Origin of the sequence: Parasaccharibacter sp. TMW2.1890, from assembly GCF_023337645.1 — a bacterium.
Taxonomy (GTDB): Bacteria; Pseudomonadota; Alphaproteobacteria; order Acetobacterales; family Acetobacteraceae; genus Bombella; species Bombella apis.
Genome location: NZ_NWUV01000001.1, coordinates 699,828 through 724,617, shown reverse-complemented (window position 1 = coordinate 724,617; position 24,790 = coordinate 699,828). Strand labels below are relative to the sequence as shown.

The 24,790-nt window shown below is 55.9% G+C and carries 21 protein-coding genes; 8 read left to right on the top strand and 13 right to left on the bottom strand.

The window, feature by feature from the left end:
* Positions 1–47 precede the first annotated feature (47 nt).
* The 3 genes from CPA54_RS03185 to mltG all read left to right on the top strand — a co-directional run bounded on the left by CPA54_RS03185 (position 48) and on the right by mltG (position 2,815).
* Complete coding sequence (locus CPA54_RS03185) at positions 48–290, top strand: acyl carrier protein (protein ID WP_043560073.1); 243 nt, start codon at positions 48–50, stop codon at positions 288–290.
* 127 nt (positions 291–417) lie between these two features.
* Positions 418–1,701: a beta-ketoacyl-ACP synthase II gene (gene fabF / locus CPA54_RS03180; RefSeq protein WP_043560074.1), complete on the top strand. Its 1,284-nt coding sequence runs from the start codon at positions 418–420 to the stop codon at positions 1,699–1,701.
* A 43-nt stretch (positions 1,702–1,744) separates the two neighbouring features.
* Entirely contained in the window at positions 1,745–2,815 is a 1,071-nt protein-coding gene (gene mltG / locus CPA54_RS03175; RefSeq protein WP_043560075.1) for an endolytic transglycosylase MltG, read from the top strand.
* Between the two features lie 99 nt (positions 2,816–2,914).
* Here mltG and CPA54_RS03170 read toward each other — a convergent pair whose 3' ends face one another.
* Both CPA54_RS03170 and CPA54_RS03165 read right to left on the bottom strand, forming a co-directional pair.
* Positions 2,915–3,616 (bottom strand): lipid-binding SYLF domain-containing protein, encoded by a 702-nt coding sequence (locus tag CPA54_RS03170; RefSeq protein WP_052349055.1) that lies wholly within the window; start codon positions 3,614–3,616, stop codon positions 2,915–2,917.
* A gap of 49 nt (positions 3,617–3,665) precedes the next feature.
* Complete coding sequence (locus CPA54_RS03165; protein WP_249085515.1) at positions 3,666–4,472, bottom strand: inositol monophosphatase family protein; 807 nt, start codon at positions 4,470–4,472, stop codon at positions 3,666–3,668.
* 167 nt (positions 4,473–4,639) lie between these two features.
* Between CPA54_RS03165 and CPA54_RS03160 the strand changes: the two genes are divergently transcribed.
* Positions 4,640–5,527 (top strand): hypothetical protein, encoded by an 888-nt coding sequence (locus CPA54_RS03160; protein ID WP_043560078.1) that lies wholly within the window; start codon positions 4,640–4,642, stop codon positions 5,525–5,527.
* A 53-nt stretch (positions 5,528–5,580) separates the two neighbouring features.
* Here CPA54_RS03160 and CPA54_RS03155 read toward each other — a convergent pair whose 3' ends face one another.
* From CPA54_RS03155 to CPA54_RS03135, 5 genes are read right to left on the bottom strand one after another with little or no spacing between them, the layout of a single operon-like run.
* Positions 5,581–6,336 (bottom strand): nucleotidyltransferase family protein, encoded by a 756-nt coding sequence (locus CPA54_RS03155; RefSeq protein WP_249079604.1) that lies wholly within the window; start codon positions 6,334–6,336, stop codon positions 5,581–5,583.
* On the bottom strand, positions 6,333–7,139 hold the full coding sequence (locus CPA54_RS03150; protein ID WP_043560082.1) for a sterol desaturase family protein: 807 nt from the start codon (positions 7,137–7,139) through the stop codon (positions 6,333–6,335). The genes CPA54_RS03155 and CPA54_RS03150 overlap by 4 nt, the downstream gene beginning before the upstream one ends.
* On the bottom strand, positions 7,136–8,236 hold the full coding sequence (locus tag CPA54_RS03145; protein WP_052349056.1) for an LptF/LptG family permease: 1,101 nt from the start codon (positions 8,234–8,236) through the stop codon (positions 7,136–7,138). Before CPA54_RS03145 ends, CPA54_RS03150 begins: the two co-directional genes overlap by 4 nt.
* Positions 8,233–9,402, bottom strand: a complete 1,170-nt coding sequence (locus CPA54_RS03140) for an LptF/LptG family permease (RefSeq protein ID WP_081563172.1) — start codon at positions 9,400–9,402, stop codon at positions 8,233–8,235. The genes CPA54_RS03145 and CPA54_RS03140 overlap by 4 nt, the downstream gene beginning before the upstream one ends.
* Positions 9,396–10,250: a metallophosphoesterase gene (locus CPA54_RS03135; protein WP_181005602.1), complete on the bottom strand. Its 855-nt coding sequence runs from the start codon at positions 10,248–10,250 to the stop codon at positions 9,396–9,398. The genes CPA54_RS03140 and CPA54_RS03135 overlap by 7 nt, the downstream gene beginning before the upstream one ends.
* A 211-nt stretch (positions 10,251–10,461) precedes the next feature.
* Between CPA54_RS03135 and CPA54_RS03130 the strand changes: the two genes are divergently transcribed.
* Positions 10,462–11,448: a diacylglycerol kinase family protein gene (locus tag CPA54_RS03130; RefSeq protein WP_248460666.1), complete on the top strand. Its 987-nt coding sequence runs from the start codon at positions 10,462–10,464 to the stop codon at positions 11,446–11,448.
* The gene (locus tag CPA54_RS03125; protein WP_154981671.1) at positions 11,441–12,376 is read left to right on the top strand and encodes a hypothetical protein; all 936 of its coding nucleotides are present in this window, start codon (positions 11,441–11,443) and stop codon (positions 12,374–12,376) included. Before CPA54_RS03130 ends, CPA54_RS03125 begins: the two co-directional genes overlap by 8 nt.
* 89 nt (positions 12,377–12,465) lie before the next feature.
* Here CPA54_RS03125 and spt read toward each other — a convergent pair whose 3' ends face one another.
* The 3 genes from spt to CPA54_RS03110 form a co-directional block, all read right to left on the bottom strand.
* Positions 12,466–13,665: a serine palmitoyltransferase gene (spt, locus tag CPA54_RS03120; protein WP_043560089.1), complete on the bottom strand. Its 1,200-nt coding sequence runs from the start codon at positions 13,663–13,665 to the stop codon at positions 12,466–12,468.
* The gene (locus CPA54_RS03115; protein WP_043561221.1) at positions 13,662–13,916 is read right to left on the bottom strand and encodes an acyl carrier protein; all 255 of its coding nucleotides are present in this window, start codon (positions 13,914–13,916) and stop codon (positions 13,662–13,664) included. Before CPA54_RS03115 ends, spt begins: the two co-directional genes overlap by 4 nt.
* 81 nt (positions 13,917–13,997) lie before the next feature.
* Positions 13,998–15,746, bottom strand: a complete 1,749-nt coding sequence (locus CPA54_RS03110; RefSeq protein WP_043560091.1) for a fatty acyl-AMP ligase — start codon at positions 15,744–15,746, stop codon at positions 13,998–14,000.
* A 362-nt stretch (positions 15,747–16,108) separates the two neighbouring features.
* On the opposite strand from CPA54_RS03110, the gene alr reads away from it, so the two are divergent.
* Both alr and CPA54_RS03100 read left to right on the top strand, forming a co-directional pair.
* A complete protein-coding gene (gene alr, locus CPA54_RS03105) occupies positions 16,109–17,194 on the top strand; it encodes an alanine racemase (RefSeq protein ID WP_249085514.1) in 1,086 nt (361 codons plus the stop codon).
* A gap of 215 nt (positions 17,195–17,409) precedes the next feature.
* Positions 17,410–18,888, top strand: coding sequence for an MFS transporter (locus CPA54_RS03100; protein WP_349292451.1), 1,479 nt, complete (start codon positions 17,410–17,412; stop codon positions 18,886–18,888).
* Positions 18,889–18,893: 5 nt separating this feature from the next.
* Here CPA54_RS03100 and CPA54_RS03095 read toward each other — a convergent pair whose 3' ends face one another.
* From CPA54_RS03095 to glmU, 3 genes are all read right to left on the bottom strand, one after another.
* Complete coding sequence (locus tag CPA54_RS03095) at positions 18,894–21,479, bottom strand: cation:proton antiporter (protein WP_086431402.1); 2,586 nt, start codon at positions 21,477–21,479, stop codon at positions 18,894–18,896.
* A 129-nt stretch (positions 21,480–21,608) separates the two neighbouring features.
* Positions 21,609–23,432, bottom strand: a complete 1,824-nt coding sequence (glmS, locus tag CPA54_RS03090) for a glutamine--fructose-6-phosphate transaminase (isomerizing) (protein ID WP_154981436.1) — start codon at positions 23,430–23,432, stop codon at positions 21,609–21,611.
* Positions 23,432–24,763 carry a bifunctional UDP-N-acetylglucosamine diphosphorylase/glucosamine-1-phosphate N-acetyltransferase GlmU gene (gene glmU / locus CPA54_RS03085; RefSeq protein WP_249085513.1) on the bottom strand — a complete coding sequence of 444 codons (1,332 nt, stop codon included), beginning with the start codon at positions 24,761–24,763 and terminating at the stop codon, positions 23,432–23,434. The genes glmS and glmU overlap by 1 nt, the downstream gene beginning before the upstream one ends.
* Positions 24,764–24,790: the final 27 nt, after the last annotated feature.

Below are 24,790 nucleotides of genomic sequence, written 5' to 3'. Positions count from 1 at the left end.
TTTTTTTCTTAGAAACACCCGGTAGGGGTAGCAAGGATTTAAGGCAGATGAGCAACGAAATCGCTGACAAGGTGAAGAAGATCGTCGTCGAGCATTTGGGCGTCGAAGAAAGCCAGGTGAAGCCGGATGCTTCCTTCATCGACGATCTGGGCGCTGACAGTCTGGACACGGTCGAGCTGGTCATGGCTTTCGAGGAAGCATTCTCCGTCGAGATTCCGGAAGATGCCGCCGAGAAGATTGCTACTGTGAATGATGCCATCGAGTATATCACCAAGCAGAAAGCTGCCTGATTCCCGGTGTAGGGATTGGATGACGGGACGGGCTGGTCGGGGATCAGTCCGCTCCGTTCTGAAAGAGCGAAGCGGAGCAAGTCCGTTTCGCTTTATGCGTATTTACGAATTGTGAGGTAAGGCGGCGATGAGCGGCTCTGGAACGGACAGAAAACGTGTGGTCGTTACGGGAATAGGCGTAGTCAGCCCGTTGGCTGTTGGTGCAGAACTGACATGGAAGCGCCTTATCAACTCTCAATCCGGCATTGGTCCGATCACACAGTTTGATGCTTCTGATCTTCCGGCGAGAATTGCAGGCGAAGTCCCAGCCGGACCAACGGAAGAGGGTGGACTTACCCTTTCCGACTGGGTGCCTGTCAAGGAACAGAAAAAGATGGACCGGTTCATCCATCTTGGTCTGGCAGCGGGTATCCAGGCTGTGGAAGATTCAGGCTGGAAGCCGGAATCAGAGGAAGATCGTTGTGCAACAGGTGTCATGATCGGTTCTGGCATTGGCGGCCTGAAAACGATCTACGACAACTCGCTGGCTGTGGCAGCAGGCAAGGCACGTCGTCTTTCTCCTTTCTTTATTCCTTCATCGCTGATCAATCTCACGGCGGGGCATTTGTCCATCCGTTATGGTTTCAAGGGGCCGAATCATGCCGTGGTGACCGCTTGTGCGTCCGGTACCCATGCGATCGGTGATGCGTCCCGTCTGATCCAGCATGGCGATGCGAAGGTAATGGTTGCTGGTGGCGCAGAGTCGGCCATCTGCGAGCTCGGTATTGCCGGTTTCTGTTCAGCCCGCGCCCTTTCGACCAGTTTCAATGACAGTCCGACAACAGCATCCCGCCCGTGGGACAGGCAGCGTGACGGGTTTGTCATGGGTGAGGGTGCCGGCGTGGTAGTGCTGGAAGAGTACGAACATGCAAAGCGTCGTGGTGCCAAGATTTATGGCGAAGTCGTTGGGTATGGTCTTTCGGGGGATGCCTATCACATCACCGCTCCGGCGGAGAATCATGAAGGGGCCTTCCGTGCCATGCAGGCTGCCCTGAAGGATGCCCGGGTCAGCCCTGCCGAGATTGGCTATGTCAATGCTCATGGGACCTCCACAATGGCGGATGATCTGGAACTCGGGGCTGTAGAGCGCCTGTTTGGTGATGCAGCTGCTGGTACGAGCATGTCGTCCACAAAGTCGGCGATCGGGCATCTGCTGGGTGCCGCTGGCGCCGTGGAGGCCATTTTCTGCCTTCAGGCCATGCGTGATGGTATCCTGCCTCCTACGCTCAATCTGGATGAACCGTCCAGTGAGAGCGCCATGGACCGTATCCCTCACAAGGCGAAAGAGCAGCAGGTGGATGTTGCTCTTTCCAACAGCTTTGGCTTTGGTGGGACCAACGCCAGCCTTGTTCTGAAGCGGTTCAGGGGCTGATCTGACTGTCTGATGCAGATTTTCGACGCTGGAGACTGAAACGATGGCACAGGAACCTGCATCAGACACTTCCAGAAAACAGGGGCCTGAAGAAGAGAGTGGAAGCAGGGCCAGGAAGCGTTTCCGTCTCCTGACAAAAGGACGGGTCTTTGCTTTGCTGCTGGCCGCTGCTGGTGGAACCGTTTTCGCCGGGTATGGCCATTACACAGACCCGGGGCCTTTACAGACAGAGCGTGTGGTTGTCATCCCAAAGGGGGGCACTGGTCGGGTCATTGAAGCCCTTCAGGAAAATGGGATTCTGGCACGGGGTGGTGTGTCTTCCCTGTTCTTCAAGGTAGCCATGTATGCCACCCGCTCACAGGGAGCGATTCACGCAGCGGAACTGAAGTTTCCAGAGCGGGTGTCCATGGCTCACAGTCTTGAGATTCTCCGTCATGGGCATCCTGTCACGCACAGTTTGACCGTAGCGGAGGGCCTGACAGCAAAGCGCATCAGGACATTACTGATGCAGGCACCTGCGTTGCAAGGAGACCTTCCCACCATAGGGGAGGGGCAGGTGGCACCTCAGACGTTCTTTTATGTCTGGGGCATGGAGCGACAGGCACTTCTGCATCACATGACAGAATTGATGGGTAAGACGCTTCAGGCGATCTGGGATCAGCGGGATCAAGCAGCCTTGCAGGGTGTCATAACCACACCAGAACAGCTTCTGATTCTGGCTTCGCTTGTGGAAAGGGAGACGTCTTTGGCAGAGGAGAGACCACAGATCGCCCGGGTCTTCCTGAACCGTCTGAAACAGGGAATGAAGCTTCAGACAGATCCGACTGTCATTTATGGGTTGAGCGATGGAGATGGGGTGCTGCCTCGCCCCTTGACGCATGAGGACCTGCAGACAGAAAGCCCCTACAACAGTTATCTTCATCCGGGTCTGCCTCCGGGGCCTATCTGTTCGCCCGGTCGTGAGTCGTTGGAGGCAGCAGCCCATCCCGCTTCGGGTAATGCGCTGTATTTTGTCGCAACAGGACATGGGGGGCATAATTTTGCCCATACCCTTGCCGAACAGACGGATAACGTCCGTGCCTATCGCCGTATGAAAAAAGCGGCAGCCCAGTAATTTTTCCTGTGCAGCGGGATACCTGAAAAGAAGAAGGGGCATTATCCACTTCTGGATAATGCCCCCATCTGTGAGAAGACCGTATGATCTGCCTCAATCTTACTGGTTGAAGGCCTTCATGACGACACGACGCAGCGCATCGGCTGACTTGTTGTTGACCTGCATCCGCACAACGATGTCTTCCGGCCCGACGACCTGATGGTAATAGGAACGGTTCGCCTCACTATCGGGTTTCAGCTTGCTGCTGCCGAGGGACACACCAGCAAAAACCCCCTTCATCTTCTGCATGGCATAGACTTCCTTGGGGGTGTTCTGCGTGCTGCTGCTGTCATTGCCAAAAGCAGCATCGGCACTGGCGTCAAAGCTGAACTCGTGATCCATCAGGTTCAGGAGTGCTTTCTGGGACGTGATGAAGAAGAAAAGCTGGCTGTGCTGATAACCAGCCTGAAGACCAAAGGAGCCTGCGCTCAGGTTATAGAAAGCCGGGTCAGACCAGGAATTGTTGGCACCACGGGCCAGCAGGACGCAACGCCCACCGGTACCACCAACGATGAGAGACATCTTCGTGACGTCGGGACAGATCACGACGGCTTTTGTCTCGCCAAGTACATGGGCCGTCTTTTCCTTGACTTTGGAGTCAAGCAGAGCGGACTGCACGGCGAATGTAGCCTTGTTTACGAGAACCTGCTGTTTGGAAATCTTGGCAGCGGCTGCGTCACCGGCGCAGGCGCTCATGGCGAGCATGCCAACACCCGCAGCAATGGAAACAGTCCGTGAGATGTAGGAAAATGACTTGGACATCGGAAACCTCTCTGTAGGCTGAAAACGGATGCACGTTGGAACTATAAACTTAATCTAGTGTAACGCCTAGTGTCTTCGAGAGGGTTGCCGCAACCAGCGGGGCACAGGCGAGGATGGTCGTACGCTGCGTCAGGCCGCCCATTTTCAGGAAAGGTGACACGTGGGCTCCAGCTTCATCAAGAAGGACCAGGGCCGCAGCAACATCCCAGAGGAAGATGACGTATTCGTGATAACCATCCGAGCGACCACAGGCAACGTCAGCCAGAGCGAGGGCGCCAGACCCCAGCGACCGTGGCATGACCCCCTTGTGCAAAAGGGCCTGCATCTTTTCGGGGTACCAGCCTTCGGGAACATAGGGTGACCAGCCAATTTCCACCATGGCTTCACTCATCTTGTCGGTTGTTGATGCCTTGATGGGGGCTCCATTGAGGAAGGCGCCTTTCCCCTTTCTTGCCGTAAAGCTTTCCCGGATGGCTGGAGCTTCTATGATACCTGCCACCGGGACATTCCGGTGCATGAGGCCTAGAGAAATGCACCAGCGATTACGGCCTCTGGCATAATTGGATGTGCCATCAATAGGGTCTATGACCCATCGGAAGAGTCCGGATGAGCTGCCACCATGCTCTTCTCCCAGAAAGGCATCCTCGGGGAAGAGGGCTCTCAGACGGGCCGTGACAAACTGTTCCACGGTCCTGTCTGCTTCAGTCACGTAGTCCTGATGGCCCTTGAGATCAGCGGCTGGCTTACCGGGGGCAGGCTGCATGTTCAGGGCCAGGGCCGCAGCTTCCTTGATGATGGAACAGGCCGCATGAAAGCGGATGTCGATGGCGGTATCCGTATCGTATGTGATGGGCATTCATGAATCCTTGAATATGGCAGCTGCGACGTCTCTGGGGCAGAAAAGTACAGGAAGATGCTCCGGCTGTCAGCCATTCCAGAGGAACAGTAGCTCTTCCACTGGAGAGGGCAGCTCTGTATGGTGGAAGATGATTTTATGAGCATGTATCCGTAGGATGATAAGAGATGAAGCTGTTTAAAATGGACTATTGGCGTTCGGCCATTCTTCATGCTCCTTTTGAGCAGGTTATCCGGCAGAACAGTCTGGACGACATAGATATGACGTTCCTGCCGTCCTGTGGAAAGGATGGGTTTCTTGCAGATCCTTTTGGTCTGTGGGACGGGGGACGCTTGCATGTTTTTGCTGAGTATTATGATTACAGCCAGGCCAAGGGTGTCATTGAGGTTCTCATTTACGATGAGTCCTTCGCCCTGCAGGAGCGTCGCTGTGTCCTGAGTGAGGATTGGCATCTCTCTTATCCCTATGTGTTCCGGCACGAGGGAGTGACCTACATGCTGCCGGAGGCCTACAAGTCCGGGCGTCTGACACTCTACAAGGCAACATCCTTTCCCTATGAGTGGCAGCGTGTGCCCATGTTCGACTTCCCCATTGGAGCGATTGACGCCACCCCACTTCATTATGCTGGACGCTGGTGGCTGTTCTGGACACCACCTGCCCCTAAACAGGCACGGCAGAGCACATTGCACATTGCTCTTGCAGAAGAGCTGACAGGCCCATGGTGCGATATGGGGCATTTTCTGATTGACCGCAGCGGTGCCCGTCCGGGAGGGACGCCGTTTGTTGAGGGCGATGAAGTGTTCCTGCCAGTGCAGGATTGTTCGGAGACATATGGCGGTGGCATCCGTCTGCTTCGGATCAGTGGCTTTGGTAAGGGAAGGCCGTCAATTTGCGGGGGAGATTCCGTCCCAGTGCATCTGCCGGAAATCAGGGACTATCCAGACGGCATGCATACTCTTTCTGCCGCTGGAGATGTAACGCTGGCGGATTTCAAGAAAATACGCCGCGGACTGGGACCTCTTCTCTTCAATATCAAGAGACAGATTTTGAAGTAAGATCGTGTTTCTCTTCATGCCGTTGTCAGAATGGGGCGGCATGAAGGGAAATGTCAGGGGTGACCCAGCAACTGCTCTGCGAGAGCTGCGTCAGCGGGTTTGTCAACATCGACAGCAGCCCGGCCGTCAGAGAGAGGGATAAGTCGTATTCTGGCGCCCGTAAGGGCATGTATGCGTTCTTCAAGCCTGCGGGAACTGAGCGTGCGCGTAAGGGTACGCAGAATGGTCGGCAGCCCCAGAATCATGGCCATGCGCAGAGGCTGTTTCCGGTAACGCTGAAGACGCTGCCAGAGCGCAACTACGGCTTTCGCCTGTGGAGTAGCCAGCCAGAAGAGATTGCAGCCTGAAAACTGAATATCTGCCAAGCGGATGTAGGTCCGCTTGGTCTGGGGTACGTCCCGCAGGATTGTCTCCTTCAAGGCGACACCGGCCGTCAGGTCGACATTGGCTGTCCGACTCTTTTCGATGAATTCCCTGACCCACTCCGGGCGGAGCAGAGCATGGTCTGCCGTCGTGACGAGGCAGGGCGTGCCGATGGCGTCGAGTGCCTGGGCAACACTTTCGCTTGGAGAGGGGGCAGACCGCAAAAGAGTGATGCGATCCCCCAAATGGCTCAATAGACCGGGCTGTTCGATACTGACCCATATTGGCCCGATTTCAGGAACCTGTTCAAGCGTATGGAGAACACGCTCAATCATGGGGCTGTTTGCAATGGGTAGCAATGCTTTGTGAGATACCTGCCCCATGCGGGCCAGAGGGTCACGCTCGCCGTCACGCGACCCGGCCAGTATCAGGACTGGAATGTTCATGCGCTCTTGGAAAGTTCTTCGTTCTTGGGAGCACGGGCAGGGTCCGGCCGGTCACGGGGAGGGGCACCTGTCCGCCGCATGACCCAAGGATAACGCTCTGCCTCTTCGACCGTGTAGCCCAGATTGAAGACATACGGGCTGCGGGGGCGTTCCTTGGCGGCCCGGTAAAAGGTACCCATCAGGCGATCTGGCAGATAGTTGGTGATGCCGTAATTGCCATCTTCATCGTGAAAATGGTGCAGGACATGGAGCTGCTTGATGTACACCACCCACTGCCAGCGGGGTTTGTAGGCCAGATGCTGGATGCAGTGGAAAAATTCATAGATGCAGGTCATGACCAGCGCTGTGGAGAGTGCTGAAAAAGCTCCACCCCAGCCGCCAATCAGCCAGCCTATGGGCATGGTGATGACCATCATGGTCGGAACTGTGTTCAGAGGAGAGCCGAACAGGACTTCGAGCAGATGGGGATCCTGGTGGTGGTCAAAATGGATACGCTTCCACATGGAGGCTGTGATGGGGTTCCGGTAGAACCAGCGTCCGTGCAGGATGTAACGGTGGATGATGTACCAGGCTGTCGGATAGACAGCGACAATGACGGGAATGGGGATGAGGACTCCCCACCAGCTGTGACGCAGATACAGGCTAAGTATGGCCGTACCGATAATCAGGGCAAAATAGAGCAGGATTGTCGGATAGGTAAGGTAAGCCGCCCATAACTGCGAAAGATTCATTTTTCCCAGATCATAACTCCTGCCTTTCTGCATGAGAGTCGTGCCCTGGAAAAATTGTTTGAACGTACTCATTTTTCCTCCATCCGCAGTATCCATGCCAGACCAAACAGGGCTGCCACGATCTGGCCCGAACTTATAGCGATTAATATGGGAAGGGAACCTGAATTTCCCAGAGCCGAAATCATGCCCTGTAGAATGACCACTCCCAGACCAGCCGCCATCACGTACACCGGCAACGGGTTCCGCAATCCCGCACGCGGCGGAATGTAGGTGATGGGCAGAGTGATGAGAAGCATCACCGCCATCTGCACCGGCAGCATCAGTGTAGCATATAATGCCATCAGATAATTTGACCTAGGTAAATTGGATGGCACTTTTCCCGAGAAAATTTTCCAGAACTGATGCGGGGTATAATACACGCCCTGCAATGTCATGTTGATGATCTCCTGCGGGGATGCCGTCAGGGTGGGAGGGGGCGGTTCGCTGCTCAGCTGAACCTGTGTCTGTTCGTTGGAAACGGTCAGCTGCCTAGCGATGCCATGGTTGACCCAGTGTCCTCCTTCATGGACCAGATTTTCATAATACTGGGCTGCGGTCAGGTTTCCGTTCTCGGCCTGACGACGGTAGAAGATGACCTTGGAAAGGTTTCTTCCACCATGGCTGATGGTTTCAACATGGATGATGTCTGTTCCGAGGCGGAACCACAGGCTGTGTAGATCGTCAGTGGCATTGGCCTGCGTTGCGCCTTCGTTCCACCAGCGGTTGAGTTCCTGCTCACAGGGGGGAATGACCCATAGTTGCACGGCCATGCAGATGACGCCAAGCAGGAGTGGAATGGGCAGAAGGTAGCGGAACATGTTGAGGGTAGAGAGCCCGGCTGCCCGCAGCACGGCAATCTCGCTGGAGAGTGCCATCTGAAGCAGCGTGAACAGGCCCCCGATCATGACCGAGAGGGGCATGATTTCAACGATGAGTGTTGGCAGGTGCAGGCCTATGTATCGGAACAGGCCACTAATCCCCAGATGCCTGTCCAGAATGGTGGAGGCATCATCCAGCAGGGCAAGAATCTCGAGCAGGGCTGTCAGCACGCCACAGCATAGGAGAATCTTTGTCAGAAGCGGCTTGAGAAAGACCTGAAGCAGGGTGGGATTGGAGGGCAGGACTCTCATGGTGACGTCCTGTTCAGGAGTACCGGTTTTCTGTGACGCCAGGAGACCTGGGAGCGTGCCAGCAGGGCTGCTGTGCAGCCAATGCAGAAGAGGAATTCGGGAACCCAGATCGTCAGCCAGACGGAGGCTTTTCCATTTGTGGCCATGCTGTGCCCAAAAAGGAGAACCTCATTGAAGCCGACCAGAATGATGGCGAGCATGATCTGCCCGACCACGGATCGGCGACGCTTGCGCCCGATGGCGAAAGCGATGGCAAGCAGTGGAATGAACATGATGCTGATGGCCCGTGCCAGACGGAAATCCATTTCGGAGCGGAGCACGATGTAGGAAATGCGTGGGGAGCCGTGGCGGAGGGCCTGGAACAGCTCGGGTGTGGTCATTTCCCGTTCATCATCACCACGGGATCGAAAAGCTTTTCGGCTTTTGCTGCGTTCGATGACACGGGCTATATGTTCAAAATGGGTAACGGTAGCATGGTCGTCAGGCACATCTGGTGTGTTGACGTGAATGACCTGCCCATCCCAGAGGTCGAGCTGGGTGGCCTGGTCCCGCTCAGAAATGGTCAGCAGCCCTCTGGGAGCCGTGATGAGCTCAGCTTTCCCATTATCCTTCAGATTGCGGATGAAGATGTTTTTCAGACGGGCCCCACCATGGTCGACACGGTCTGCTGTCAGCATGGTGGTGGAAGATGTTGAGGCGAACATGCCAGACTGAAGGTGGGGTGCCCAGCCCGTATGTTTGGCGAAATAGAATCCTTCCCGGTAGTCATATCGGGCAATCGGTTGAATGTAGCCGTACAGGAGCAGGCTGAGGGTGGCCAATATGGCCCCGACCTTGATGTAAGGCTGGCTGATGCGCAGCAGGGAAATATGGCCGGCACACAGCACGTCAATCTCGTTGTGATCGCTCATCCGGTTGACGGTCATGAAGATTGCGATGCAGAGGGCAGCCGGTAGCGCCAGTCCCATATAATGGGGCAGGAGATCGCTGAGAAGCGTGATCAGTGTGGCAATGGAGCTGCCGCTGCTGGCCAGATGGTTGAACAGCGTCAGCAGTCGCTCCAGCAGCAGGGCAACAAGCATCGTCCCCAATGCAATCGTAAAGGGGGGAATCAGCTGCTTCAGCAGGTAGCGATCCAGTGTTGGCAGGGTACTTCGTATCAACATGCAGGCTGCCTTGCCGAAATGCTGGAGAACCATTCCATGTGGGAAAAGGGGTGCCCCGTGTGGTCTCGGCGGATGAGCCTGATCTGCCATCCTTCTTCATGCGGGGTAAAGGTAAGATGGTTCCATGAGGCCCTGCGCTCGGGATTCTGGCTGTTCATGGCCGCAGCGCCGACCCCCAGAAGGGGTATGTCTGTCCCCTCGACGGTGGTTATGGTTGCATCGTGAGAGTGTCCGTGCAGGACCAGTTCTGCTCCATGGCGACGCAGGAGGCTGGACAGGGCTGGCGTGTTGATCAGGGATTTCCTGAAAGGCAGCAGCTTTTTGCGAGGGGGATGATGAAGCATGACAACCCGGCAGTATCCTTCTTCACCCAATTTCGCAAGCAGGCTTGCCAGTTTTTGGCGCTGTTTCCTGTCGATGCGTCCGTAGGCGGTAAAAGGAGGGGTTGGCAGGGCGGAGTTGAGCCCGATGACGGCGACCCTTCCGAAAAAACGGACAAAAGGAAAGGCACTGTCGGACCACGTTTCCCACTGTGCCAGGCTGTTCCTGTAAGAAATGGGCGCCATGAAGTCATGGTTGCCTGGCACGACGACGGGAGTGAGAGGCAAGGTGGACAGCCAGGCAGCCGCCTGACGATATTCTTCCTTCGTGCCGAAATTTGTTATGTCGCCGCTGATGAGCAGGGCAGAAAGTTCCTTGTGGGAGGCGATGTTTTCGAGCAGCTCGGCTGTGACGGATGGCAGCAGGACATGCTTCCGTCTGCTGACCCAGAGAATGCGGCTGAGCAGACGTTTGTTGAGGAAGGCAGACCATGCGATGGTGGGGGGAGGCAGATGCGGGTCTGACATATGGGCCAGACAGACAGAAAGGTCACGCCGGGAAGATGCAGTGGCGGACGGGTCGGAAAGCATTGTTGCACCATATCCATGAAGGGGCGGGTGATCTCTCAGGAGAAAAACTCCTTGCTGGCCCCCTTAGCATAGCCATGTTAAAGGGGTTCGGCCAGCGTATGAAATAGCCTGGCTTTTTTATGTTTCTGGGCGGATGCGTGGTGGATAGATGCAGAAATTGATGAATGTCGTACAATCGGCCCTGATACATAACCCCAACAGCCGCAAAAATGCTCAGGACAAAGGGCAGTTCGTGCGAATGGCACGGCAAAAAATGGGGGATTTCTGCGTATCTGCTCTAAATGACAGCCATCTCCCTGCGCATCTGACTGAACTGAAAAGCCGGGGTGTGGATCTGATTGCCATCAGTGGGGGGGATGGTACGGTCAGTGCCTGTCTGACAGCGATTGCTTCTGTCTATCATGACTGTCCCCTGCCGTCCGTGGCCATTCTGCCTTCCGGCAATACCAATCTCATAGCCGGTGATGTCGGGTTCGGCCTGCATGGCGAGGCCGCCATTGATCGTCTGTTGCGCCCTGAAGGGCTGAAAAGCTGTATTAGGACGCCCATAAGATTGTCCTGGCCGGATGGAGAACGGCCTTCGGTACTGGGCATGTTTGGTGGCTGTACGGGATATGCCAGAGCTGTCCGTATCGCTCATTCGCCGAATGTCCTGAAATTTGCTCCGCATGATCTTGCTGTTTTCTTTACGCTCTTCAGCAGCATGGCGAGCCTTCTTTTCCGTCGCAGCCGCCATTCCTGGATGAATGGGGACAGGCTCTCCTGGTCGGCAGAGGGAACGGGATTGCCTGTGCCAGGCAGGGAGGGGCGCAGCTTCCTTTTCATGACGACAGCGCTGGAAAAACTGTCTCATGGCATCTGGCCATTCTGGAATGAAGATACCAGTAGGGACGGGTTCCATTTTCTTGATGTCCATGCGTTTCCTGAGGCGTTGCCGAAGGCCTGTTTCAACCTTCTGAGGGGGCGGGCACCGGAATGGCTGCGGGCACACAAGGATTACACGAGCGCTACTGCCCGGGCGATGCAGCTTGAAACAGACAGTGATTTTGTTCTGGATGGTGAGGTCTTTCCAGTTTCTGCCGGTGGCCGCCTGAAACTGGAAGAAGGACCGGCCTTTCGGTTTGTCCATGTCTGACATCATCAGGAAGACGCTCATCAATGAGCTGACAACGCCCGTAGCTGGAGAGCTCGCCCAGTTTGCAGAGGCTGTTGCCAGCCGGCTGCGCAGGCCGCCGCTCGGTGTCCTATTTTATGGATCGGTTCTCCGCAAGGTTGATCCCGAGGGGATCGTTGATTTCTATGTCATCACAGACCGGCCGGAAAGTCTGGGTGGACATGCCTTGGCCCGTATGGCCAATCGTCTTCTTCCCCCCAATGTCTATTACATGGAACATGAGGTAGAGGGGCGGACCATACGGGCAAAAGTTGCCTTTCTGTCCATAGCGCAGTTTCTCGGGCGCAGTACGCTTTTTACAGTGGATACGACCATATGGGCCCGCTTCTGCCAGCCGGTGCGTCTGGTCTGGGTACGTGATGCTGGAAGTGCTGATCGTCTTTTACAGGCCATTAGCCAATGTGTGGTTACGGCATCCTGCTGGGCGGCCTTGCTGGGACCTGAGCAGGGCAGGGCGGACGTATACTGGCACGATCTGTTTGCCCATACCTACGCTGCCGAGCTGCGTGTGGAAAAGAAGGGACGCAGCCACAACCTTCTGGCAGGAAGAGAAGAGCGATACGAAATCCTGCTGAAAGCAGCCTGGAGGCAGGCCTCCCTGAGCTATGCTGCGCAGGGAGACGTTCTGCTTCCCCAGCTTACGGCTTCAGCGAGAGACAAGGCAACACGGGACTGGGGAAGGGTGAAAGCCTTTGGGAAGCCGTTGAACGTGGCACGTCTCATCAAGGCAGCGTTTACGTTCAGGGATGGGGTGAGCTACCTGCTGTGGAAAATACAGAGGCACACGGGACAGACGATCCACGTATCGGTTTTTGAGAAAAGGCACCCTATTTTGACCCTGCCGCTTTTTCTTTGGCGGGCCCGGCATCTCCGGTCAGGGAGATCATGACAACGGCCTGATGGGGATGCTTATCAAAAGAAAAGCCCCCAAAGCGGAATCATGATCCTGCTTTGGGGGCTTCGGCCTGTCGGGCGGGATCAGACCAGCTTCAGTTCCTTGGCGATGGTGCCGAATGTCTCTACGGCCCGGTCAATTTCGGCAGCAGAATGTGCCGCCATGACAGAGCAGCGCAGCAACGGCCTGTTGTCCGGCGTTGCCGGAGGCAGGGAGAGATTGACATAGACTCCGGCATCAAGGAGTGCGTTCCAGAAGGTAATGGCCTGCGGAATATCTTCCAGCGTGACGGCAATGACCGGGGAGACGAAGTTGCTCGTGTTCAGTCCGACAGACTTGAATCCCTGATGCAGTCGGGCTGCATTATCTTGCAGTTTCTGGCGCAGATCAGGACGGTTCTGGATTTCCTCGAGAGCCGCCAGGGTTGCTGCGATGATTTCAGGTGGCAGCGAGGCTGTGAACATGTAGGGGCGGGAGCAGAGGCGCATGAGATCAATTTCATCATGATCCGTTACGCAATATCCCCCGACCGTCCCGAGAGATTTGGAGAACGTTCCGACGATAAAGTCGATATCGTCCTCACAGCCCTGCATTTCTGCAACGCCACGGCCATGCTCGCCCAGCACACCAAAAGAATGGGCCTCATCTACCATCAGGGGAATGTTGTGGCGCTTCTTGACCTCGACGAACTCCTTGAGGGGAGCGATGTTCCCCGTCATGGAGTAGATGCCTTCAGCGATGATCAGGCGGGCCCCGGTCGTTTTGGCTGTTCTGGCGACACGCTTCTCCAGGTCCGCCGGGTCATTGTGCCGGAAGCGGATGACCTGTGCCCCAGAAAGGCGGGCTCCATCATAGATGGAAGCATGGCTGTCAGCATCGAGAAAAAGGATGTCATCCTTGTTCACGAGGGCTGAAATCGTCCCCAGATTGGCCTGGTATCCTGTCGAGAACACCATGGCGTGTTTTTTTCTGAAAACGGACGTTAGAGCCTTTTCCAACTGCTGATGCAGTCCGAACGTACCATTGGCAATGCGGGAGCCTGTAGTGCCCACGCCCATGGTTTTGGCCGTATGGATGGCTGCATCCCGTGCTGCGGTGGATTGGCTGAGACCAAGGTAATTGTTGGTACCGAAGAGAAGGGTTTCCCGCCCCTCGATGATACCGACCGTAGCGGAAAGAGGGCGCTCTATCACGACGCCAAAAGGATTCCTCGGGCTTGCAGCCATGAGGGAGTCGTAATTTCCCTTCAGAGTGGCGTATTTGTCAAAAATGCCAGCGCTCATGCCTGTTCTGCCTTGATGGTATGCAGACAGGAAGCGAGATCTTTTATGGTACGGATGTCTGCAAGCTTGTCGAGAGGGACGGAGACATCAAGCATATCCTCAATCTCCATCACAAAATTCATGACGGCGAGACTGTCGAAGGCCAAGTCTTCCACGATCCGACTGTCTTCGGAAATGTCGCGTGGCACTTTCGGGTTTTCCAGAAGTTTCTGGAGAATCATGTGAGAGATATCAGCAACACTGTCTGTCATGTCTTGTCCCTTTGTGACCAAGCGAAGAAGGAAGACCAGCATGACCTTCCTTCTCATATTTGGGAATGGCCTCTTCAGCTCTCAGGCGAATTCCTTGTTGAGGTACATGGCCCTGGCACGAGCCCGGGTCAACTTTCCCGATGAGGTCTGGGGCAGAGACCGTGGCGGCACCAGCACCACATCCACATCAATACCATGTAGACGGCGGAACAGGGCAACCAGTTCTTCTTTCAGTCTGCTACGGGGTTCTTCTTCCGTGTAGCGACACTGGACAAGCGCCACAACCCGCTCTCCCTGGCCATCTTCAACCGAGAAGACGGCGACATCACGGGAACGGAGAGAGTCGACTTCATGCTCTGCGGCCCATTCCAGGTCCTGCGGCCAGATGTTTCGGGCATTGATGATGATGAGATCCTTGGCACGCCCGGTAATGACGATCTGGTTATCAAGCATGTAGCCGATATCGCCAGTATTCAGCCACCCATCCCCGGAGAAGGCCTTTGCCGTTTCGTCCGGGCGGTTGAAATAGCCTTTCATCAGGCTGGGGCCGCGGACATGGACGGTGCCAACCTGACGTTCCTTCAGTGCCTTGCCGGAACCGTCACGCACTTCGATCTGATGTCCGGGCAGGCAGACGCCACACAGCACGAAGTCACGTGCCGTATCGGTACCTTTCTCAGCCGGCTGCGCATAATCTTCCCGTTCCATGATGGAGAGGTCGACCGTATCTGTACGCAGCCCGGTGTTGAGCGGGGCAAAGCTGATGGCCAGAGTTGTTTCGGCCATGCCATAGCTGGCGACGAAGGCCTTTTCATCAAAGCCACGTTTGGCAAAAGTCTCGGCGAAATTGTGGATGATGTGCGGGCGGATCATGTCACCGCCGATGCCGGCCACACGCCATGAGGAAAGATCAATATCCTCCCGGGCGCCACGGCGGGCGCAGAGCTCGTAGCCAAAGGAAGGACTGTAGGACATGGTTGCCTTGTTGCGGGCAATCAGCTCCAGCCAGATATGCGGACGGCGTGCAAACTCCCGTGTGGGCAGGAGATCGACAGAAAGCTGGCAGGTCATGGGCGTCAGGAAAAAACCGACAAGCCCCATGTCATGATAAAGCGGCAGCCATGAGACGCAACGGTCATCCCGCTCATCAGAGCTGGGATAGACTTGGAGACCATGACGGGCAATGGCGTGAGCATTGGCCATTCCGGCTTTCTGCGTCACACTGATGCCCATGGGAAAGCGAGTGCTGCCCGATGAAAACTGGAGGTAGGAGAGAGCATCCTCACTGATTTCCGGCAGCGGAATATCCTTTTCCTCACAGGCTGTCAGTTCAGCCGGGGACCCGCCAAAGAGAAGGGAAAAACCAGCGACGATATCGGCTGTCCAGTCACCGATGACCTTGGGGACGACAACGGCTCTGGCATCCGCACTTGTGATCATGCCACGCAGTGTCTCGATGTACCCTTCCTTGCCACCAAAAGCGACAGGGAGGGGCAGGGGGGCGGGGACGAGACCGGCATACTGGCAACCGAAGAAAATGCGGGCGAAATCACCGTCACTTTCCGCAACAATGGCCACCCTGTCTCCCGGCTCCAGTCCAAGGCCGAGCAGGCGGCGGGCCATGGCATGGGCCTGCTGTCGCAGCTTGCTGTAGGGGAGGACTTCCAGCAGGGTTCCCCGTCCAGAATAGATATTGAAGCCACTGGCCCCCTGTGCTGCGTAGTCAAGGGCAGCGGGGAAGCTGGGGAAGTCTCCATAGCGGCGCTCGATGCCGGAGCGGCTCGGGGTGATGGAGAGTGTGGGAGTGGGTTTCTGATTGGCCTCGGTCAAACCTGGACTAGCTCCGTTTGGACCATCGGACTGAACATCCTGAGGCCCCTGCGAAATCAAAAAAACTTGACCCCTGTTCATAGGGTAAAGACCACTCTGCGCCCGCAGAGCAGTAATGCTGTGCCCTGTCTCTAATACAGAACACCCCTCTGCCTCAAGCATATGTCATGATTTTCACCGACAAAATTGCTGCCCTCTGGCGGGAGGCTTTGTCTTCCTTCCTGAAAACTGGGAGAAAAGCCCGGAAAACAGGGAAAAAACGGTATGGGATTTTATCATTAAATAATAATTTCTAAGGAAGATATTTCCTGTAAGATCAGGGCGCCTGATCTTGGACAGCATGAGAATGAGAGGCCAGAGAGATGCATTTCTGCAAGCAGACAAGTGCCCGTCTGACGGTGGATCTTGCCGCTATCAGGAGGAACCATGCGTGGTTGGCGGAGTGCGTACGGGGTGCGGAATGTGCTGCTGTGGTCAAGGCTGATGCTTATGGGCTGGGTGTGCGGGAGATTGCCTCCAGTCTTGCTGACAGGGTCCAGACCTTTTTTGTGGCCCAGCCGGAGGAAGGATGCCAGCTGCGGAGACTGCTGCCGGACAAGAGGATTTTCGTGCTGCATGGCTTCCTGACAGGGCAGCCGGGAACGATGGTGGAGCATGGTCTGATCCCGGTTCTGAACAGTCTGGAGCAGGTAAGGCAGTGGCGGGCTTTCTGTCATGGGGAGGGACAGGATTATCCGGCGGCTCTTCAGTTCGACACGGGCATGTCCCGTTTCGGGGTTTCGAAAGATGACCTTCGCGCCGAGGTTCTGAGAGGGTTGAAGCCGGTTCTCGTCATGAGCCATCTGGCCTGTGCTGACCAGCCGGATGACCCTGCCAACAGGGAGCAGCTTCAGCGTTTTCTGGCCATGAGTGCAGTTTTTCCCGATGTGCCTCGGTCATTGGCGGCTTCTTCCGGCATTTTCCTGGGAGCTGACTATCATTTCGAGATGGTTCGCCCCGGTATTGCGCTTTATGGCATTCCGCCGCATGGGGAGAGCTGCCCACTCGTGCCAGCCATTGGGCTTGAGGCTCAGATATTGCAGGTCAGGACTGTCGAGGCAGGGGGGAGTATCGGGTATGGCCTGACCTATCGTGCAGAGCGGCCCAGGCGTGTGGCGACTGTTGGTATTGGCTATGCCGATGGCATCTTCCGTTCTTTTGCCCGGGATGGTGCCTTGTGGTGGGGAGATAGACGTCTGCCTGTTCTCGGGCGGATTTCCATGGATAGTCTTTCCGTTGATGTTACGGAGTTGCCGGATGAGGTTGCCCGGGAGGGTGTATGGCTGACACTCATCGGGCCGCAGCAGGATATTGCTACGATGGCCGAATGTGTGGGTACGATCGGTTATGAGGTGCTGACGTCTCTGGGCTACAGGTTTGATCGTTTTTATAATGGTTCGTGCCGGTAATTGTCTGTCAGTTTCTGATCTGTTGATGGCCAAGAACAGAACTGGGTAATGGTATGGGCTGGATCAGCCCAATGCACCATATGGTCGCAGCATGGGATGCACATTGCCATGGGGTTCTGTGAGGTCATATGATTGTGGCGTCATGGATGTTTGATACGTTGAATTTGCTGGTATGTATGGCTGGCCGTTAGATTATCTGGTTGGTTTTAACATATATGAGTTTGCATAATCTTTATTATGCGATTTTCTTTTGTGAAGGGAACTCCCACAAGATTTCTGTCGCTGCTATAAGACAACCCATGACTGACAGATTATTTGATATCCTTCCAGCCAGATATAAAAACCCGAAGACTGAATTTCTTGGGCATCCCAAAGGTTTGTGGGTTCTGTTCTGGACGGAAGGCTGGCTCTCCTTTGCCCAATACGGGATGCTTTCCATATTGGTGGTGTATCTGAAGGACATCCTGCAGCACACAGACCGGGCCCGGCATATTCTGGGCCTACCGTCCCTTCTGTCCATCAATGATAGCCTGTACGCTCCCAGTGGTCTGGACGCCACAGCTGGGAGTCTTTCGGGCCTTATCATGGCAGTCATATTTGCAGCTCCATTTGTGGGAAGTTTCATGGCAGATCACGGCCTTGGCCGGACGCGTTCTGCTGTCATTGGCATCAGTCTGCTGACAGTCAGTTTTACCCTCATGATGGCGGAAAGCTGTTTTGTTCTGGCCCTGTGGCTCTTTTTGGCAGGTGTTGCTTTGTCCGGCAGCCTGAAGGCGCAGGTTGGAGCGCTATATACGTTGGAAGACCGTAGACGTTCTGATGCTTATCAGCTTTACAGCCAGAGCATACAGATCATGGCCATCATCTCTCCCCTTCTCTGCGCCTTTCTGGGAACCATTGCCTGGCGTTGGGCTTTCATGGCAACAGCTTGTGCGATGATGATGGGGCTGGCTGGTTATCTCATGGGGTGTCGCTATCTCCCAGAAGAAACGGCCTCCTTTGCTGTTGGCAAGGATATCCGGCCAGTCGGTTGCACGGTGGTGGAAAAGAAACGGATTGTCTTTCTGCTCTGGCTGGTAGGCCTGTTTGCCCTTGGAGTTCTTCCCAATCAGGAAATCATGGATGGTTATCTTCTCTGGGGCAGTGATCATTATCGCCTGACTGTCATGGGCATTACGTGTCCCGTCAGTACGCTGGTTTCATTGGATAGCGTCATCAGCATGATTACGGGATTTCTGGTCCTGTGGTTCTGGCGCTGGTATGATCACCGCCGTGGCCGCCCCGTACATGACATGACAAAGATCATCATTGGTAGCGCCATTGCGACAGCTGGGCCGTTATTCCTGATCGCAGGAGAATATGTCTGCCCCGCCCCTCATCAGATCAGCCTCTGGTGGGGTGTGGCCTTCCATACCGTCAATGACATTGGCTGCGGGATGACTTTTCCTATCGGAATGGCCCTCTTCTCCCGTTATGCACCTGCACGGCACAGTACGACACTGATTTCCTGCTTTACATTGCATATTTTTCTGGGAAACCTGATAGTCGGCAAGCTGGCAGGGATGCTGCACCAGATCCCTGATGCGCTTTTCTGGTCGCTTCATTCAGGCGCTGCTTTCCTGTCTACGCTCGGCCTGATGGCCTCCAGCAGGATTGGCAGTCGCCTGTTTCTGGCAGGTTCTTCCCACGGCTGAAAAAGTCAGCGTTTTTCCACGATAGGCGAAATGATGAAACCGGCTTCATGGGCTGGAGAGATGGTGTTGCCTTCTCTGGTAATGACCACGTTGGCTCCGAGAGAGCCCTTCAGCCTCATGTCATGCCGCTTCATGATCTGACGCTTCACGATGGGAAAGGTTTGCAGAAGCCTGTCAAAATCAGCTTTTGGAATGGCCAGCATGTGGGAAAATTGCAGGGAGCGGACCGTATTATGCGCTCTCTGTCCCTGAATATGGCTGTTGGCGCCAATCAGGTCCCCTGCTCCCAGCATGACTTCCTGGGTTTCCGTGCTGGTGGATGTTTCTACAAGACCTGCCACCTGCGCATAGATCGTGCGGATGCGCTCGCCTTTGCGGATCAGTATCTCCCCTGGCGAGAGGAAACAGATGAAGACCCGGCCCGCCAGTTCATGAAGGGCTGCATCTGGAACCCCGTTGAAGGCAGGGAAAGACCTCAGACGCTGCTCAATGCCACTGCGCAGGTTGAAGCGTAACGGCGTGTCCAGCCGATTCCTCTGTCGTTCGATCGACTTATGAAGCTCCCGATGCAGTTCCTGCGAGATGAGGTTGTCCTTTGCCAGAGTGGCATATTCTTCATCTTCCAGACGAAGGGCTATCTGGCGCAACAGACGTCCCTCCAGCGCTTCTGAATAGCCGGAATAATGCAGCCTCAGTGTTGCCAGGGCATCATCCAGCAGTTTGCGCTGCCGTCCCAGCACTTCAGACACGATTTCCGTAATACGGAGTCCCAGAGTGGGTTCCATGCGTTCCCGGACAAAGCGTATCAGGGATGTGGAAACCAGATGGGAAATGATCAGCGTTTCAAAACGCTCCATCATGCAGGCGGTCAGCGGGCGATCAATATGAAAGCGCCTGTGCAGCATCTGTGCCAGGCGGAGACGCCATGAAGGCTGAAGACTCTTGCGGCGTGTCTTGACGTAGCCATACCGTCCCTCCAGCTGGGTGGCATCCACGATGGCCTCTGTAGCGCGCAGCAGGGTCTCGATCACCCGACGGCTGGACATTCCCTGAACCCGGAAAAGGTCCAGCAGCAGGGTCCGCTCCTGGTTGGCAATGGTCAGCAGGGCCATGTTGACGCGATCTTTGTCGGTCAGTGCTGTCTCAAAATTGTTGCTGGCTTTTTCCTTTTCGGCACGCTGTTCAAGCCGGCTGATGACCCCGCCCCGTGTCCGGGCACCAAAACTGAGTTCATCAGACACATGGGCCACACGCTGAGCCACATGGCTGAGACCGATACCGATGATCTGGTTTCGCAGGGCTTCATCAATGGGGGACAGCCTGTCGAGCTTCAGGAAAAGAACCAGAGAGCGTAGCGTCGTGCCATTGATGAGAAGTGTGGTCAGTACAAATCCGGTAGCTACGATCCCGACAAAATGGGTGATGGAATCGTTGATGTGCGGGTTTTCATTGACAGCAAGTGCCAGCGCCAGCGTGATGGCGCCACGCAGGCCACCCCAGGCCATGGTGGTCTTGAAGCGTAATGGAACAGGTGGCGACAGTCTGGTGAGGATCAGGAGAGGAAGGAGGCCGAAGATGACGGCTGCTCTGGCGATCAGCCCTGCCAGACTGGCAATGAAGATCAGCAGAAGGTCCCACTTCGTCATGCCGATCATCATACGGGGGACAAGCATGGCCGCTAGCATGAAGACGAGCGTACTGGCCCAGAACTCGATCTGCTCCCACAATTCCCGGAGAAAGCGCCACGTTTGGGGACGGAAGGTGGATGGACCAAAAGCTGAAATGGTCAGACCGGCAGAGGCCGTGGCGACCACACCGGAAAACCCGAGGATATCGTCACAGAGGATGTAAACCCCATAGGGCAGCACGAGGGAGAGTGTGATCTCAGCTGCGGGGAATCCGCTGATGGCAGTAATCATGATGAGGGCCAGTCGGGCGACTGACACACCGATGATGACGGCTCCGGCAAAGTTGGTCAGAAAATCTATGCAGGCTTCACTGAAACTGATCTGGTGATGGGCGGTGATGGCCGATACCAGGATGGTGAAAATGGCAATGGCCGCTGCATCGTTCAGCAGGGCTTCCCCTTCCACAAGGCGGCTTAGGCGGGCCGCTGCGCCGATCTCACGGAAAATGCTGGCCACGGCAGAAGGATCTGTCGTGGCCACGATGGCCCCCAGCAGGAGGCAGGCAACGAGGCTCTGCTGTGCAAAGGGATAGAGGGCAAAGCCAATAGTCGCTGTGGAGACAATGACAGCCACGATGGCCAGTAGCAGCACCGTGGCGATTTCATGGGTCAGACTGCGGACATTGATCCCCATGGCCCCCTGAAAGACCAGGAGTGGCAGGAAGATGAGCAGGAAGCCCTCACTGCTGATGGGGAATGACAGGAGAGCCCCTGCCGGTCCTTCCAGCAGGTCCAGCCCCATGGAATTGTTGACGAGAGAGGACGCTGCCCCCAGCCCTATCCCCAATACGGCAATGATGACCGTTTCAGGCAGGTTGATCTTCTTGGCCAGGGGCGGAATGAAGCTGATGAGAAAAAGGAGGAAAACCAGGGTCAGAAGTACAGCTGCCAGCCCTATTTCCATCTGATATCCCCTTTTTTCACCCTCTGATCACGCTGCCCGGAGAGTAAGCGCAAAACCCCTGTCAGGCAAGCCTTGCAGGGGGTTATTACCTGCTTTCCACCTTTCTGAAGCATTAACGGGGCGTCGTCGTTACTCCACGGTAACGGACTTGGCCAGATTGCGGGGCTGGTCCACGTCCGTACCTTTCAGCAGGGCAACTTCGTAGGCCAGAATCTGTACCGGAATGGTGTAGAGGATGGGCGCCACGAAGGCACTGACATCCGGCAGGATGACCATGTGTTCTGCAATGTCTTTCAGTCGTTCAGCCCCCTTGTCATCGGTAAAGACAAGAATGCGTCCCCCACGGGCCCGGGCTTCTTGAAGGTTGGAAAGTGTTTTGTCAAACAGGATGGTGGAAGGTGCGATCGCCACGACAGGAACACTGGGGTCGATCAGGCTGATGGGACCATGTTTCAACTCTCCAGCGGCATAGGCTTCTGCATGGATGTAGCTGATTTCCTTGAGCTTCAGCGCCCCTTCCTGGGCAACAGGCATGCAGATTCCACGTCCCAGATAGAGGACGTCCCTGGCCTGGGCAATCACCCGTGCCATGGTGCGTATCTGGTCAAACAGGCCCAGAACTTCCATGGCATGGGATGGAAGGTCCAGCAGGTTGTCTGTCAGCTCCCGTTCCCGTTTTTCATCCAGCAGGTTGCGCTGGCGGGCAAAATCGATGGTCAGGGCAGCAAGCACGGCAAGCTGGGCCGTAAATGCCTTGGTGGAGGCAACTGATATTTCTGGTCCGGCTACCATGCCCAGAACCAGATCACTCTCCCGGCCCATGGTGGAATGTTCCACGTTCAGGATGGAGACGATGCTCTGCCCAGCCGTCTTGAGCTCCCTCAGCACCCCGAGTGTATCGGCTGTTTCACCGGACTGGGATATGAGCAGTGCCAGCCCCTTGTCAGGCTGTGGCGGGTTCCGGTAGCGCAGCTCGGAGGCCACATCAATATCAACCGGCAGCCGGGCCAGCTCTTCAAGCCAGTAGCGGCCGACCATGCCAGCATAAAAAGCTGAACCGCAGGCCGTGATCGTAGCACGGGACAGCGTACTGGCATCAAATGGCATGTCTGGCAGAGCAATGCGGCGTGTGACAGGGTCGATGATGCGCTGGAGCGTCTGGCCAATGGCTACGGGATGTTCATGGAGTTCCTTCTCCATGAAATGCCGGTACCCATCCTTGCCAATCTGCCCTGTTGTCAGGGAGGCTGTCTGGATCGGCCGCTCAACAGCCCTGCCCTGCCCGTCCAGAATCTCGACATGCTCCCGCGTCAGCACGCACCAGTCCCCATCTTCAAGATAGGATATCTGGCTGGAGAGCGGTGCCAGGGCGAGACTGTCCGACCCGAGGAACATTTCCCCTTCGCCGTAGCCAATAGCCAGAGGAGCGCCATGACGGGCCCCGATGAGGAGATTGTCATGTCCCTCAAAGATCATGGCAATGGCATAAGCACCCTGGAGCTGACGGATGGTTGCAAAAGCAGCTTCCTTGGGAGGCAGACCGTTCTGGATATGCTCATCCAGCAGATGGGCAACGGCTTCTGAATCCGTTTCAGTCTCGAAGGTACGCCCCCCGGCTTCAAGGGTTTTCTTCAGGTCTGAAAAATTCTCGATAATACCGTTATGAACAATCGCCACTTTTCCGACCCTGTGCGGGTGGGCATTGTTGGTGGTTGGTGCTCCGTGGGTTGCCCAACGGGTATGGCCAATACCTGTGGTACCGGAAAGGGGTGTTTCCTCCAGAGCCTTGGCCAGATTATCCAGCTTTCCGGCAGCCCGGCAACGTGCGAGCCGACCATGCTCCACGGTCGCAATGCCGGAAGAATCATAACCGCGATATTCCAGCCGACGGAGCCCTTCAAATACGATCGGAGTAGCAGGACGGTGTCCGACGACGCCACAAATACCACACATCAGCCCTGTTCCTTCTTCTTCCGCAGTGCCTGCTGGAGAGCCTTCCCCTTGCCTGCCTTATTGTCCTGCCGTGTCCGCCCGAATGCAAGGGCCTCGGCGGGAACGTCCTGCGTGATGACACTGCCTGCCGCTGTCATGGCATCATCGCCAATCTGGATGGGGGCCACCATGATGGTATTGGACCCTATGAAGCAGCCTTCCCCAATAACGGTTCCGTGTTTGAAGACGCCATCATAATTGCAGGTTATGCTGCCAGCGCCAATATTGCTCCCCGCACCTATCTGGCTGTCCCCCAGATAGCTGAGATGATTTGCCTTGCTTCCGGCCCCCAGAGTCGTGTTTTTGAGTTCCACGAAATTGCCGACGTGGCTGCCTTCATGGCAGACAGTGCCAGGACGCAGCCGGGCATAAGGGCCAATCACGACGCCCTGCTTCACAACACATCCTTCCAGATGTGAAAAGGCACGGATTACGCAACCTTCTTCGAGAGTGACGCCAGGCCCAATGAACACGTTGGGTTCGATCACCACATCGGCAGAAATGATGGTATCAGGGTCGAAAAAGACGCTGGATGGATCAATTAGGGTGGCGCCCTGTTGCAATGCTTTCTGGCGCAGACGCTGTTGGAGCCGTGCTTCGGCCTCTGCCAGCTCGGCCCGGGAGTTGATGCCGGCCAGCTCGTCCTCCGTCCCCTCGACGCAGCTTACTCGTCCTTGCCGGGCTGCGAGAGCGACGATATCCGTCAGATAATACTCGTTCTGGGCATTTTCGGGGGTGATGCGGCTCAACCAGTCTTTCAGCTGCGCAACCTCAGCACACATCATGCCTGCATTGCAGAGTGTAATGCGCCTTTCGGCATCGGAAGCATCCTTGAACTCGACGATCCGTTCCACCTGCCCATCGGGGCCTGTCACAATCCGCCCATAATGCCCGGGCACAGCAGGGCGCATTCCCAACAGGGACAGTACGTTCTCCTGTTCTCCCTGGGCATCCAGCAGGCGCTGCATGGTATCGGCTGTCAGGAGTGGGTTATCAGCATAAAGTATGACAGCCCGTCCCTCTTCCAACCCATCCACGCCTGTTTTTGCGGCGTGTCCCGTACCTAGACGTTCATGCTGGATGACAGTTGTGTGGGGAGATACCTGCCGGGCCAGATCATCCATTCCCGGGCCGATGACGACCACAATGCGGTCCACGACCTGCCGGGCTGTTTCGATCAGATGCCAGATCATGGGGCGGTTTCCCAGACGCTGCATGGCCTTGGGATACCGGGACTTCATGCGTGTTCCCATACCGGCAGCCAGAATGATGGCAGTAGTCATGGAACTCATAGATCAGGCCTCCCATGGAATGAAGAC